Origin of the sequence: Streptomyces sp. NPDC001594 (assembly GCF_042893675.1) — a bacterium.
Taxonomy (GTDB): Bacteria; Actinomycetota; Actinomycetes; order Streptomycetales; family Streptomycetaceae; genus Streptomyces.
In genome coordinates this window covers 226,570-240,188 of sequence record NZ_JBIAVB010000005.1, presented here as the reverse complement: position 1 = coordinate 240,188, position 13,619 = coordinate 226,570, and the positions used below count along the sequence as shown (strand labels likewise).

The window sequence follows — 13,619 nt, the reverse complement described above, 5'->3', positions numbered from 1 at the left end:
GCGCGGTACGCGGGGCCGCGCGGGTACGCCTCGAGAAGGGGCCGGGCTCCCCCTGAGGGAGCTCGGGGAAGGGGATCACGGGCTTTAGGGTTCCCCTATGAAGCTCCGACTCCCCCGGCGGCCCCGGGACCGCCTGCTCGCCGGTGCCGCCGCCCTCGCGGTGCTCGCGGGCGCCGGCACCTGGACGGCCGCGGCCGCTTCCGGGGACGGGCCGGCCGTGCACCGCCAGGACCAGGTCCTGCGGATGCCCGGTACGGACGCGGACGGCTCCGCCGGCATCGACACCTCCTTCTTCACGGCCGGGGACGCCGGGCGGCGCCGTCCGGCCGTCCTCCTCGGCCACGGCTTCGGCGGCAGCAAGGACGACGTCCGCGCCCAGGCCGAACGCCTGGCCCGCGACGGGTACGCGGTCATGACCTGGTCGGCGCGCGGTTTCGGCCGCTCCGGCGGGAAGATCGGGCTGAACGACCCCGAGCACGAGGTCAAGGACGTCTCGGCCCTGGTCGACTGGCTGGCCCGGCGCCCCGAGGTACGGCTGGACGCGGCCGGCGACCCGCGCGTGGGCGTGGCCGGCGCCTCCTACGGCGGGGCCGTGGCGCTGCTGGCCGCCGGGTACGACCGGCGGGTGGACGCGATCGCCCCGCAGATCACCTACTGGAACCTCGCGGACGCCCTCTTCCCGCAGGGCGTGTTCAAGAAGCTCTGGGCCGGGATCTTCTTCACCGGCGGCGCGGCGGACGGCCTCCAGCAGGCGGGCCGCCCGGCCCGCGCGGCGGGGCCCCCGGCGGCGCCGGGCTGCGGACGGTTCGAGCCGCAGCTGTGCGCCATGTACGAGCGGGTCGCGGTGGCCGGGAAGCCCGACGCCGAGGCGCGGGAGCTGCTGGAGCGGCGCAGCCCCTCGGCCGTGGGCGACCGGATCAAGGTGCCGGCGCTGATCGTGCAGGGGCAGGACGACTCGCTGTTCCCGCTGGACCAGGCCGACGCGATGGCCCGGGCCATCGCCGCGAACGGCGCGCCGGTGGCCGTGGACTGGGCGGCGGGCGGGCACGACGGCGGCATGCGCGAGTCGGCCCGGGTCGAGTCCCGGGTCCGGGCCTGGTTCGACCGCTACCTCAAGGGTGGCGAGGGGGTGGACACCGGCCCGGCCTTCCGCGTCACGCGCACCGGCGGGGTCGACTCCACCGACGGGCGGATCATGGTGCGCGGCGCGAGCGGCGACCGCTATCCCGGGCTGGCGGCGGATCCGCGGCCGTACACCCTGGCGGGGCGTGAGCAGACCTTCCAGAACCCGGCGGGCGGGGCACCGCCGGCCCTGTCGGCGCTGCCCGGGATGGGCGGTCAGCTGGCCGCGCTCGGGACCGGGTTCTCCCTGGACTTCCCCGGGCAGCACGCCCGCTTCGAGTCGGAGCCGCTGGACGGGGAGGTCCGGGTCACCGGCACCCCGACCGTCACCCTGAACCTGAGGTCGACGGCCGCGGACGGTTCGGCCGTGCTGTTCGGCAAGCTGTACGACGTGGGGCCCGACGGGCGCCAGCAGGTGCTGCCGAGCCAGCTCGTGGCCCCCGTCCGGGTGACGGACGCCGGGCAGGGCCGGAGCGTGCGGCTGCGGCTGCCCGCCGTGGACCACGCCTTCCAGGCCGGGCACCGGCTGCGGCTGGTGGTCGCGGCCACCGACCTGGGCTACGCGTCCCCCGCAGAGCCGGCCGCGTACACCGTCTCGGTGGACGGGCCGCTCCAGGTGCCCGTCGCCGCCGGTGTGCGGACCGCCACCGCGGGCCTGCCCGGCTGGATCTGGTGGCTGCCGCTGGGCGCGGTGGCGCTGGCCGCCGCGCTGCTCGGGATCCGCCGCAGCGGCGGGAGCCGGGCGGCCGCGGCGCCGCCGGAGCCGGAGCTGGCCGGCGTTCCGCTCGACATCACCGGTCTGACGAAGCGCTACGCGAAGTCCCAGGACCGCTACGCCGTGCGGGACCTGTCCTTCCGGGTGGAGCGGGGCCAGGTGCTGGGCCTGCTGGGGCCCAACGGGGCGGGGAAGACCACCACGCTGCGGATGCTGATGGGGCTGATCACGCCGGACGCCGGGGAGATCCGGGTGTTCGGGCACGCGATCCGGCCCGGGGCGCCGGTGCTGTCGCGGGTCGGGGCGTTCGTGGAGGGCGCCGGGTTCCTGCCGCACCTGAGCGGCCGGGCCAACCTGGAGCTGTACTGGCAGGCCACCGGCCGTCCCGCCGAGGACGCGCACCTGGCGGAGGCCCTGGAGATCGCCGGGCTCGGCGACGCCCTGGAGCGCGCGGTGCGCACGTACTCCCAGGGCATGCGCCAGCGGCTCGCGATCGCCCAGGCGATGCTGGGGCTGCCGGACCTGCTGATCCTGGACGAGCCGACGAACGGTCTGGACCCGCCGCAGATCCGGGAGATGCGCGACGTGATGATCCGCTACGCGGCGGCCGGGCGGACGGTCATCGTCTCCAGCCACCTGCTGGCGGAGGTGGAGCAGTCCTGTACGCACCTGGTGGTCATGGACCGCGGACGGCTGGTGCAGGCCGGGCCGGTCGCCGAGATCACCGGCGGCGGGGACACCCTGCTGGTGGCCCTGGCGGAGCCGGTGGACGAGGCGGCCGTGGGCAAGGTCGCGGCGCTGGAGGGCGTCGCCTCGGTGGTGGCCGCCGACGAGGGGCTCCTCGTCCGGCTCGACGGCGCCGCGCCCGCCGCCCTGATCGCCGAACTGGTGCGGCTGGAGCTGCCGGTGACGGCGGTGGGGCCGCACCGCCGGCTGGAGGACGCCTTCCTGACCCTGATCGGAGGTGCGGCATGAGCGCCGTACGGGCTTCGGCCCCCGCCGAGGAGACCGCGCCCGGCTACCGGCCGGGGCGGACGCTGCCGCTGCGGGTGGAGGCGCTGCGGCAGTGGCGCCGGCGTCGGACGCTGGTGATGGGCGGGGTGCTGGCCGCACTGCCGTTCGTCATGATCATCGCCTTCGCGGTGGGCGGGGCGGACGACGGGCGCGGCGGGAACGACGGCCGGGTCAGCTTCATCGACACGGCCACGGCCTCCGGCGCGAACTTCGCCGCGACCTGCCTGTTCGTGTCGGCCGGCTTCCTGCTGGTGGTGCCGGTGGCCCTGTTCTGCGGGGACACCGTGGCCTCGGAGGCGAGCTGGTCCTCGCTGCGCTACCTGCTGGCCTCGCCGGTGCCCCGGGCCCGGCTGCTGTGGAGCAAGCTGGTGGTGGCACTCGGGTTCAGCCTCGCCGCGATCGTGCTGCTGCCGGTGGTGGCGCTGGCGGCGGGCACGGCGGCGTACGGGTGGGGGCCGCTGAAGCTGCCCGCGGGCGGGGCCCTTCCGGCCGGGGACACGGTGCCCCGGCTGGCGCTGGCCGTGGCCTTCGTGTTCGTCTCGCAACTGGTCACGGCCGGGCTGGCGTTCTGGCTGTCGACGCGGACCGACGCCCCGCTGGGCGCGGTCGGCGGGGCGGTGGGGCTGACGATCGTGGGGAACGTGCTGGACGCGGTGACGGCGCTCGGGTCGTGGCGGGAGTTCCTGCCCGCGCACTGGCAGTTCGCCTGGGCGGACGCCCTCCAGCCGCAGCTGGAGGGGGGCGGGATGGCCAAGGGGGCGGTGGTGTCGGTCTCGTACGCGCTGGTGCTGTTCGCCCTCGCGTTCCGCGGCTTCTCCCGCAAGGACATCGTGTCCTGAGGACGCACCGAGGGCCCTCCCGGCGCGCGCCGGGAGGGCCCTCGGTGCGTCCGGGCTCAGGGCAGGACGCGTACGGGCGCGCCGTCGAGGAAGGCCAGGACGTCCTCGACGGCCTCCCCGTAGTACGTGGCGTAGTTGGCCCGGGTGACGTAGCCGAGGTGCGGGGTGGCGAGGAGGTTCGGGGCGGTGCGCAGCGGGTCGTCCGCGGGCAGCGGCTCGGTGTCGAAGACGTCGAGGCCGGCCCCCGCGATCCGCCCGGTGCGCAGCGCGTCGAGGAGGGCCGCCTGGTCCACGATCGCCGAGCGGGAGGTGTTGACCAGGTAGGCGGTCGGCCGCATCAGGGCCAGCTCGGCCGCCCCGATCAGCCCCCGGGTACGCTCGCCGAGGGCGAGGTGGACCGAGACGAAGTCGCTGCCCGCGAGCAGCGCCTCCTTGGACGGGGCCAGGACGGCCCCTTCGGCCTCGGCGCGTTCCTTGGTGAGGTTCTGGCTCCAGGCCGTCACCTCCATGCCGAAGGCGAGCCCGATCCGGGCCACCCGGCTGCCCGTCCTGCCCAGCCCCAGCAGGCCGAGGCGGCGGCCGTACAGGTCCGCGCCGACGGTCTGCTGCCAGGGGCCGCCCGCGCGCAGGGCGGCGTTCTCCGTGACGATCCCGCGCGCCAGGCCGAGGAGCAGGGCCCAGGTGAGTTCGACGGGCGGGGTGGAGGAGCTGGCGGTGCCGCACACCGTGACTCCGGCGCGTGCGGCGGCGGCGTGGTCGATGACGGAGTTGCGCATGCCGCTGGCCACGAGCAGCTTGAGGCGGGGCAGCCGCTCCAGCAGGCCGGCGGGGAACGGGACCCGTTCGCGCAGGGTGACGAGGATGTCGTAGTCGGCCAGGCGGGCGGCGAGTTCGTCCTCGTCGGCGAGGTGGTCGGGGTAGGAGACCACCTCCACGCCCCGCGCGGTGACGGGCGACCAGTCCGCGAGGGTGGTGGCCGCCCCCTGGAAGTCGTCCAGCACCGCGCAGCGCAGGGGTGCGGTCATCCGGCGTGGGCCTGGGCGACGGCGTCGATCTCGGCCAGCAGTTCCGCGTCCAGGGGGCGGTCGGCGACGGCCGCGTTGGCGCGTACCTGCTCGGCGGAGGTGGCGCCGGCGATGACGGAGGCGCAGCCGGGCTGGGCGGAGAGCCAGCCGATGGCGAGCTCCAGCACGGTCCGGTCGTGCTTCTCGGCGATCGCGGCCAGGGCTTCGACGGTGTCGAGGCGTTCCTCGGTGAGGTAGTTGTCGCGGCCTTCGAGGCGGGAGCCGGCCGGGACGGGGGCGCCGCGGCGGATCTTGCCGGTGAGCAGGCCGTTGGCGAGGGGGAAGTACGGCAGGACGCCCAGGCCGTAGTGGCGGGCGGCCGGGACCAGTTCGCGTTCGGCCGACCGCTGCAGGAGGGACCACTCGTTCTGCGCCGACACGAAGGGCACCGCGCCGGTCTCGCGGGCGGTGTGGGCGGCTTCGGCGAGCTGCCAGCCGCTGAAGTTGGAGTGGCCGAGGTAGCGGACCTTGCCCTCGGCGACGAGCTCGCCGAGCGCGGCGAGGGTCTCGGCGATCGGGGTGGCCGGGTCGGGGCTGTGCAGCTGGAGGAGGTCGATGTGGTCGGTCTCCAGGCGGCGCAGGGACTCCTCGACGGCGCGCCGGATGTAGCCGCGGCCGCCGCGGGCGCCGGCGGCGGGACCGTAGCCCATGTCGACCCCGTCGTAGCCGAACTTGGTGGCCAGGACCACCTGGTCGCGGCGGCCCTTGAGGGCCTGGCCGAGGTGGCGTTCGGAGCCGCCCTGGCCGCCGTAGATGTCGGCGGTGTCGAGCAGGGTGATCCCGGCGTCGAGGGCGGCGTCGACGACGGCCCGGGTGGCCTGGAGGTCGAGGCGGCCGCCGAAGTTGTTGCAGCCGAGGCCTACCGCGGAGACCAGGAGACCTGAACTGCCCAGGGGGAGATAGCGCATGCGGGACCGTCCTCCACACTCATCGGTTGCATGATCGACGAACGGCCAGTCTAGGCATACCGTCCGGTCTGCGGAGGGGGCCGGCGACCCTGGGGCGTGAACACCGTGTGACAGCGGGGAGGGGCGCCGCCGGCCCGGTGCCGGCGGCGCCCCTGCGCTCGCTGTGCTCCCGGATCAGCCGTTGGCGGCGGCCAGCAGCACGTCGACGAGCCGCTCGGCGGCGTCCGGCCGTCCGTAGGCCCGGGCCCGCTCGGCCATCTGGGCCCGCCGGCCGGCGTCGGTGAGGAGCGGGCCGACCGCCTCGGCGAGGCCGTGCGCGGTGACGTCCCCGAGCAGGGCGACGGCGGCGCCCGCGTCCGCCAGGTACTGGGCGTTGTGCGCCTGCTCGTTGCCGGCCGAGGTGGCCAGCGGGACGAACACGGCCGGCTTGCCCAGCGCGGTCAGCTCGGCCAGGGTGCCGGCGCCGGAGCGGGAGATCACGATGTCGGCGAGCGCGAGCACGTCGGGCAGCTCGGGTCCGACGAAGCCGGTCACGTGGTAGCGGCCCGCGAGCACCGGGTCCAGCCCGGCGGCCGCGAAGCGCAGCTCGTCGACGTTGGCCGGGCCGCACTGGTGGATCACGTTCGCGTGGCTCAGCAGCCACGGGAGCACCTCGCGCACCACACCGTTGATCTGCTGGGCGCCCTGCGCGCCGCCGGTGACGTAGACGGTGGGCAGGCGGCGGTCGAACCCGACGAGGTTCAGGGCGTGCACGGCCTTGTCGGGGTGCCCGGACAGCACCTCGGGGCGGACCGGGTTGCCGGTGACGACCGCGCGCTCGCGGACCTCGGCGGGGAGCAGCGGGAGGGAGGACTCCGAGGACACGGCGATGCGCGTGGCGGACCCGGCGAGCTTGCGGTTGGCGAGGCCGAGGCGCACGGTCTGCTCGTGCAGCACGAGCGGCCGCTTGCACAGCCGGGCCGCCAGGCCGGCGGGCACGGCGACGTAGCCGCCGGTGGCCAGGACCACGTCGGGCTCGAACTCGGAGACGATGGCCCGGGCCTGGGCCACGCCGAGCGGGACCTTCGCCATGTCCTTCATGTTCGCGGCCGACAGCATCTTCAGCGGGTTCGCCGAACGCCGGATCTTGCCGGTGGCGACGGTCTTGAACGCGATCCCCTCGGCCGGCGCGACGCGCGCCTCCAGGCCGTCGGCGGTGCCGATCCACAGCACGTCGAGCGTGCCGCCGGCGGCCGCGAGTCGGCCCTGGAGGGTACGGATCGCGGTCAGGGCGGGATAGGTGTGGCCGCCGGTGCCCCCACCCGTGACGAGCAGCCGGAAGGAACGCGGAAGCGCGGAAGAAAGGTTCACCCGGCCCACCCTACTGTCCCTACGGGAACACCTCCCTCCGGGGCCGCCCCGCCCGCGGGCCCGCGCGGCTCGTCCTCCCGCAGGACCAACTCGGGATGCCCCGTGGATCGGGTCGGGCGCCGGTTTCGCTCCGGCGGACCGATCCCCTACCGGCCCCCTACCGGGCGCGGCTCCACGCGTCGGTGAACTCGCACGCGAGGTCCGTCCAGCGGCGCAGTTCGACCGGGGTGGGGTACGGCCGGTCGTCCGGGTAGGACCGGGCCCGGACCCAGCGGTCCCAGAGTCCGTCGGGCGCGGTGAAGCGGGCCGCGCGGTCGGCGCCGAGGCGGGCGTCGAGGCGCAGGAGGGCGCCGAGGGCTCCGGCTGGTCGTACACGAGGTCGGTGCGGGGCAGGTAGCGGTCGAGGTAGGCGGTGAGGATCCGGGCGTCCGCGTGCGTGCCGAAGCGGGCCAGGGCGAAGCAGTAGCCGGCGCCCGCGTAGCAGGTCTCGCTGTCCAGCAGCAGGCCGGCCAGGCGCTCGCGGAAGGAGGTCCGCCGGTCGACGCCGATCAGCCAGGCGGCCGTGAGCCGTGGGCGCCAGCCGTGGTCCAGGAGCGCTTCCAGCTCCGGGTCGGTGACGGCGGCGGCGTCCTCGATCAGGGCGCGTGCGAAACGTGCGGCGTGGAACCGGCCGGGCCGCAGGAGGCGGCCGCCGTTGAGTTCGAGGTAGCGCGGGTGGTCCGAGTCGGTGCGCGTCACGTAGCGCCCGAACAGGACGCGGTAGCCGATGTCCTCGAAGGACAGAGACGTCATGGAGGCTCCTCTCCGGAGCACCGGCGGACCGTCCACGCAGTCTCGCCGACGGGACGCCGCGAAGCCACGCGGTTTCGCCCGGGCGCCGCCACCGCTCCCGTGCCGGGATGTCCCACATGTCCGATGCGGCCGATCGCGGGCTGCCCTTCGGGGCGAGGACGGCCGCCCACGAGCGCTTCCGCCCCGGCTACCCGGACGCGCTGGCCGGGCTGGTCGTCGCGTACGCCGGCCGGCCGGTCCGGACCGCCCTGGAGATCGGCGCCGGAACGGGCAAGGCCACCCGCGGCTTCGCCGTCAACCCGGCCCGGCCATGCTCGCCGAGCCGCGCCGCCACGTCCCGCCGACGGTCCGCACCGTGCGGGCAGCCTTCGAAGAGCTGCGCCCCGGCGAGCGGAACGACACCGTGTACGCGGCGGAGGCGCTGCACTGGACGCGGCCGGACGGTAGCCCCGCGTGGCCGCCCTGCTGCGGCCGGGGCGGGGTGTTCGCCTGCTTCGGCGGGCCGGTGCACCTGGCCGACCCGGACGTGGAGGAGACCGTCCGCGCCGCGCGGGCAGCGTTTCCTGGAGAGCGACGAGGCCCCCACCCCGGACGGCGCACCCGCCGGGTACGACGGTCACGCCCGCGACTACTGGGCCACCTCTCCCCCGTCTCGGCCTATCTGATGCTTCCGGCCACGGAACAGGAGCGGGTGTTCGAGCGGATCGCACGGATGGTCCCGCCGACGGTCGGGATCGTCGCGGACATCACCGTCCACCTGGCCCGCCTGCACGGCCCCGTGCCCGGCCCTCATGGGCCATGATCACTTCATGAAGCACCCCCACCTCCCGACGACGGAATCGGCCGTCCGCGCGATACGCGAGATCGCCGAGGAGTACCGCCGGACGGCGACGGTCACCGAGGACATCGGCGCCGACCGCACCTCGCGCCGCACCGCCGCCGACCCCTTCACCGCCCTCGACCCCGACGGCACCCTGCCGCACGAGGCGTTCGTCGAACTCGACGGCACGCCCCAGGTCTGCGTGCGCCTCCACCCCGAGGGGGACGCGAGGATCGCGGTGGACCACGTCGAGTTCCACGACGTCCCCCGCGACGCGGTCCCCGCCTTCCTCCGCTCGGTCTACGGAGGCCTGGCCCACACCAGGGGCCGCTTCTTCCCTCCCGGCCTCTGGCTGGTCGTCCCGCTGCCCGGGGACACGGTCCACAAGGAGCTCGTCACCTCCCCCCACCCCACGCCCTGGCTCCTGCGCAACTCCCGCGCCACCTGACGCCCATTCCCGCAACGTCCGTCTCGGAAGGGAATCCCGCCTTGTCGGATGCCCTACCGCGCCCGGTCCCCCTCGACCCGGTGCCGGACGGCCTCGCGCGTCACCCCGCGCCGCCGCCGGAGCCGGTACAGCGCTCTTCGCCCACCGCAGGCGCTCCACCGTGGCCCTGCGCCCGGACCTCACCGACGACCTGATCACCCACCTTCCGCATCGGCTCGCCGGACATCCCGACCCGGGCGTCCACGCCACCCTGATGGTCTGCGCGCCTCATCGGCGACCCCGACCGGCTGGGTACGGGCGCTGGGGCGGCTGCACCTGGGCAAGATGCGGATCATGCTGGGCCACGGGGGGCGGGACACGGACGCGTACCTGGAGCAGGCGCTCGCCGAGTTCCGGGCGCTGGGCGAGCGGTTCGGGATCTCGTTCGCGCAGACCGAGCTGGCGGAGCGGATCGCGGTGCGCCGCGGGTTCGCGGGCGCGTGCAAGCACCTGGAGCAGGCGATCGCGGTGGTCCAGATGCGGTCGCGGCAGGCCCAGCTGTACTGGCTGCGCGGTGACGAGGAAGCCTGCGCGGCCTCGCTCGCCGAGGCGCAGCGGCACGCGGAACGGATCCGCTGCCCGAACTGGCGCTGACGCGGGCGGAACTCGCCCGGTGGCGCGGCGAGGCGGTGGAGGCGCGCCGGCAGCTGGCCGCGGCGACGGCGCTGCTGGGCGGTGACGCCTTGCAGGGCAATGTCCTGGCGGTGACGCACGACCTGCTGGGCTACCTCGCCGACGACCCTGGCCGAGGCCCGCGCACACCGTGCGGCGGCCTGTGAAGGGCGGGACATGCGCGGCTGATCGCGCAGGTGCTGGTCGGGGTCGCGGACTGGCCCTGCGCCGGGGCGACTACACGCACGCGGCGCGCCTGCTCGCGGCCAGCGCGGGGGCCGGGGCTGCCGGACCGCTCGCACCCGGACGTGGCCCGGATCGAACGGGCCGCCCGCCACACCCTCGGCGACACCCGCTTCACGGAGGCGGCCCGGGAGGGACGGGCACCGGCTGACCGGAACTGCGGCCGCCACCCTCGCCCCCTGAGCGCTGCGGCCGGGCACTCATCGATGCTGCCTGCGGCGCCGCCACCTCGACCGCCCCGGATGAACAGCACCGGAGCCACAGGGCCACACTCCCACCCGCACGACGCCCGCACGACGCCCGCACGACGCCCGCCCGACGGGCCGACGGGCCGACGGGCCGACGGGCCGACGGGCCGACGGGCCGACGGGCCGACGGGCCGACGGGCCGACGGGCCGACGGGCCGACGGGACCGGGTTACCACGCGGCGCCGCCGGTGGCCCGGACTCCCGCGCTCGCGCGGCCCGCTCAGGCCTGCGGGTGAACCACGGGCCCGGCGCCCCGTGTCGCCGCCCCTGTCCCGCCGGGCTCTGTGAGCATCGTCCCCACCCCCTTCCGTTCACGGCTGCGGCCTCCGTGCCCCGGGCGGCCGGGTTCCACCGCAGGAGAGGCCCGATTGACCAGCTCCGCCGTCTCCGCCCGGCCCGCCACGGTGCTGGCGATGAGTCCGGACACCCGGGCGGCCGTCCTCCGCGGCCCCGCCCTGGCCCAGCTGGTCCGGGTCGCCGATGTGGACCCCGAGCTGCTGCTCACCGACTTCACGCGGCCCGGCGCCGTGCTGGGCGGCCGGCTCGCCCGCGCCGAGGTGCTGTTCACCGGGTGGGGCTGTCCGGCCCTGGACGCGGAAGCGCTGCGCCGGATGCCGCGGCTGCGGGCCGTCGTGCACGCCGCCGGAAGCGTCAAGGGGCACGTGACCGACGCCTGCTGGGAGCGCGGCCTACTGGTCTCCAGCGCGGCCGCCGCGAACGCCCTGCCCGTCGCCGAGTACACGCTCGCCGCGATCCTGTTCTCCAACAAGCGGGTCCTGGACGCCGCCCGGGCCTACCGGACCGCGCGCGGCCCGGTCGACCCCCTGGTCCGCTACCCGGAGGCGGGCAACTACGGGCGGACCGTCGGACTCGTCGGCGCCTCCCGGACCGGCCGGCGGGTGCTGGAGCTGCTGCGCCCGTTCGACCTGCGGGTCCTGGTGCACGACCCGTACGCCGACCCCGCCGAACTCGCCTCCCTGGGCGGCGAGGCCTGCGGCCTGGACGAACTGCTCCGCCGCAGTGACGTGGTGAGCCTGCACGCCCCCGAGCTGCCAGGCACCCGTGGTCTGCTGGACGCCTCCCGGCTGGCCCTGATGCCGGACGGCGCCACGCTGATCAACACCGCGCGGGGCTCCCTCGTCGATACGGCGGCGCTGACGCGGGAGCTGGTCACCGGGCGGTTGTGCGCCGTCCTCGACCACACCGAACCGGAGGTGCTGCCCGCCGGATCCCCGCTGTACGACCTGCCGAACGTCCTGCTCACCCCCCATGTGGCGGGTTCGCTGGGCGGAGAGCTGGACCGGCTGGCGGTGGCGGCGGTCGAGGAGCTGGAGCGGTACGCGCAGGGAGTCGGCTTCCGCTACCCGGTGGACCCGGGCCGGCTGTCCTACTCGGCCTGACCGGCATGGGCCACCAACTCCTCGAGGTGTTCGCGGCCGCGGATGAGCCGGGGGCCGGTCAGCTCGGGCACCTCGGGGTACCAACGTCTCTCGTACTCCCAGCACAGCCACCCGTCGGCCGGGGCGGCGGCCACCGCTCCGGCGAGCGGCAGCACGCCCGCGCCCAGCCCGACCGGGGTCAGGTCGTCGGCCGACGCCACGTCCTTGACCTGCACGTAGCCCAGATGCGGCCCGAGCCTGCGTCTCGACTCGTCCGGCCCCTCCCCTCCGAGCCAGGTGTGCAGTACGTCCCACAGGGCGCCGGCCCCCGGGTGGCCGACGGCGTCGAGCACGCGGGCGGCGGCCGCCGCCGTGCGGTGCGAGTCGTGGGTCTCCAGCAGGATCCGGACACCGTTGCGCTCGGCGTAAGGGGCGGCTTCCCGCAGGCGGCGTACGGCGTTGCCGTCGGCCTGCGCCCCGGGCAGGCCCACTCCGCCGGGGAAGACCCGGACGAAGGGGGCTTCGAGGTCGGCGGCGAGCCGGACCAGGGACCTCAGTTCGCCGAGGACCGGCTCGTCACCGCCGGGCGCCGCCACCTTGGCGTAGCCCGCCACCCCGAGGACGCGCACGCCGGCGCGGTTGAGGGTCCGCAGCCCGGCGGCCCGGTCCCCGGGCGGGCTCTGGGGGTGCAGCGGCTCCTCGGGGTGGGCGCGCAGTTCGAGGCCCTGGTAGCCGTGCCCGGCGGCCAGGGCGGCGCTGCGGGCGAGCGGGGTCCCCGGCAGGCCGAGGGTGGAGAAGGCGTACTTCACGGCGTCCTCCGTGCGGGCGGTGGCGGCGCGGTCGAAGCGCGCACCATGAGTTCGGTGGGCAGGGTGGTGATGCCTCCCGGCGGGAGGGGCCGGCGGCCGGTCACCAGCTGGGCGGCGAGCGCGCCCGCCTCGCGCAGCGGCACCCGGACGGTGGTGAGGGCGGGGGCGGTGTCCTGGCTGAACGGCAGGTCGTCGAAGCCGGTGACCGAGACGTCCTCGGGTATGCGCAGCCCCGCTTCGCGCAGTGCCGCGGCGACGCCGGCGGCGGCCGTGTCGTTGACTGCCGCGACGGCGGTGAAGGGCTCTCCCCTGCGCAGGAGCTCGCGGGTGGCGTCATAGCCGGCGGAGCGCTCGAACCCGGCGCGGACGGTGAGGGGGGCGCAGGCTTCGGGCAGGGCCGGGTCGTGCCGCCGGAGGGCCTCCTGGTGTCCGGCGAGGCGCTCGCGGGTGGTGCTCTGCCCGGGTGGGCCGGCGATGTAGGCGATCCGCCGGTGGCCCAGCGTCAGGAGGTGGTCGGCGAGCCGGAACGCGCCTCCCCGGTCGTCGAACTCGACGGTGGCGACGGGCAGGGCGGAGGGCACCGGCACGGGCGGGCGCCCGCAGAGGACCACTCGGGTGCCGGCGGCGGCCATGCGGGCCACCCGCTGCGCGAGGGCGCTGGTGTGCTCCGGGTCCTCGGTGGCCGCGCCGGTGAGGACGACGCCTCCGGCGCGCTGGCCTTCCAGCAGGGTGAGGTAGGCGGTCTCGGCGGCGGGAGCGCCCTGGGTGTTGCAGACGACGGCCAGTCGGCGCGGACCGCCCCCGCCGGCGGGGTCGAGGGCGCTCTGCAGGGAGCTCGCGAGGATCCCGAAGTACCCGTCGGCGATGTCGTGCACGAGGATCCCGACGAGGTCGGAGGTGGCGGCCGCGAGGGCTCGGGCGGGGGCGTTGGCGACGTAGCCGAGCTCCTCGACGGCCCGCTCCACCCGGGTACGGGTGTCCCCGGCCACCGGATAGCCGCCGTTCAATACCCGCGAGACCGTGGCGGGCGAGACCCCCGCGCGTACCGCGACCTCCGCAAGCGTCACTGCCATCGGGATCCCCTCCCCCTGTGGCCCGCGGCTGCCGCGGGCCCTCGTCCGATCTGCTCCGTGCCTCCATGATGCCCGATTCAGAAAGCGCTTTCCATCACTCGATCGGGTAATTGAAGAGACGCGATCGGAAGACCTACCGTGAAA

General features: G+C 75.7%; 12 protein-coding genes and 1 pseudogene. 6 read left to right on the top strand and 7 right to left on the bottom strand.

From position 1 onward, the window contains the following. Positions 1-97 precede the first annotated feature (97 nt). Together ACFY0O_RS12585 and ACFY0O_RS12580 are read left to right on the top strand one after the other, a co-directional pair. Positions 98-2,812, top strand: coding sequence for an alpha/beta fold hydrolase (locus ACFY0O_RS12585; RefSeq protein WP_388946177.1), 2,715 nt, complete (start codon positions 98-100; stop codon positions 2,810-2,812). After that, positions 2,809-3,690, top strand: a complete 882-nt coding sequence (locus ACFY0O_RS12580; protein WP_358893274.1) for an ABC transporter permease — start codon at positions 2,809-2,811, stop codon at positions 3,688-3,690. Before ACFY0O_RS12585 ends, ACFY0O_RS12580 begins: the two co-directional genes overlap by 4 nt. A gap of 56 nt (positions 3,691-3,746) precedes the next feature. On the opposite strand, the gene ACFY0O_RS12575 is transcribed toward ACFY0O_RS12580, so the two are convergent. From ACFY0O_RS12575 to ACFY0O_RS12555, 5 genes and pseudogenes are all read right to left on the bottom strand, one after another. Further along, complete coding sequence (locus ACFY0O_RS12575) at positions 3,747-4,715, bottom strand: D-2-hydroxyacid dehydrogenase family protein (protein WP_388946176.1); 969 nt, start codon at positions 4,713-4,715, stop codon at positions 3,747-3,749. Then, a complete protein-coding gene (locus tag ACFY0O_RS12570) occupies positions 4,712-5,662 on the bottom strand; it encodes an aldo/keto reductase (protein WP_388946173.1) in 951 nt (316 codons plus the stop codon). Before ACFY0O_RS12570 ends, ACFY0O_RS12575 begins: the two co-directional genes overlap by 4 nt. A 174-nt stretch (positions 5,663-5,836) precedes the next feature. Next, the gene (locus tag ACFY0O_RS12565) at positions 5,837-7,012 is read right to left on the bottom strand and encodes a glycosyltransferase (protein ID WP_388946700.1); all 1,176 of its coding nucleotides are present in this window, start codon (positions 7,010-7,012) and stop codon (positions 5,837-5,839) included. Between the two features lie 157 nt (positions 7,013-7,169). Continuing rightward, entirely contained in the window at positions 7,170-7,355 is a 186-nt protein-coding gene (locus ACFY0O_RS12560) for a DUF6000 family protein (RefSeq protein ID WP_388946698.1), read from the bottom strand. A 77-nt stretch (positions 7,356-7,432) separates the two neighbouring features. Then, positions 7,433-7,804 (bottom strand): annotated as a pseudogene (locus ACFY0O_RS12555) (DUF6000 family protein); the annotation flags it as partial. Positions 7,805-8,114: 310 nt separating this feature from the next. Here ACFY0O_RS12555 and ACFY0O_RS12550 point away from each other — a divergent pair. From ACFY0O_RS12550 to ACFY0O_RS12535, 4 genes are all read left to right on the top strand, one after another. After that, on the top strand, positions 8,115-8,606 hold the full coding sequence (locus tag ACFY0O_RS12550) for a hypothetical protein (protein ID WP_388946171.1): 492 nt from the start codon (positions 8,115-8,117) through the stop codon (positions 8,604-8,606). A 7-nt stretch (positions 8,607-8,613) separates the two neighbouring features. Beyond that, positions 8,614-9,072 (top strand): hypothetical protein, encoded by a 459-nt coding sequence (locus ACFY0O_RS12545; RefSeq protein WP_388946170.1) that lies wholly within the window; start codon positions 8,614-8,616, stop codon positions 9,070-9,072. A 333-nt stretch (positions 9,073-9,405) separates the two neighbouring features. Then, complete coding sequence (locus tag ACFY0O_RS12540; RefSeq protein WP_388946167.1) at positions 9,406-9,705, top strand: hypothetical protein; 300 nt, start codon at positions 9,406-9,408, stop codon at positions 9,703-9,705. Positions 9,706-10,627: 922 nt separating this feature from the next. Further along, on the top strand, positions 10,628-11,614 hold the full coding sequence (locus ACFY0O_RS12535) for a hydroxyacid dehydrogenase (protein ID WP_388946697.1): 987 nt from the start codon (positions 10,628-10,630) through the stop codon (positions 11,612-11,614). Here the strand turns inward: ACFY0O_RS12535 and ACFY0O_RS12530 are convergent. Both ACFY0O_RS12530 and ACFY0O_RS12525 read right to left on the bottom strand, forming a co-directional pair. Next, positions 11,602-12,402 (bottom strand): sugar phosphate isomerase/epimerase family protein, encoded by an 801-nt coding sequence (locus tag ACFY0O_RS12530; RefSeq protein WP_388946164.1) that lies wholly within the window; start codon positions 12,400-12,402, stop codon positions 11,602-11,604. The two genes, ACFY0O_RS12535 and ACFY0O_RS12530, sit on opposite strands and share 13 nt — an antisense overlap. Further along, positions 12,399-13,475, bottom strand: coding sequence for a LacI family DNA-binding transcriptional regulator (locus ACFY0O_RS12525; protein WP_388946161.1), 1,077 nt, complete (start codon positions 13,473-13,475; stop codon positions 12,399-12,401). Before ACFY0O_RS12525 ends, ACFY0O_RS12530 begins: the two co-directional genes overlap by 4 nt. Between the last annotated feature and the right edge of the window lie 144 nt (positions 13,476-13,619).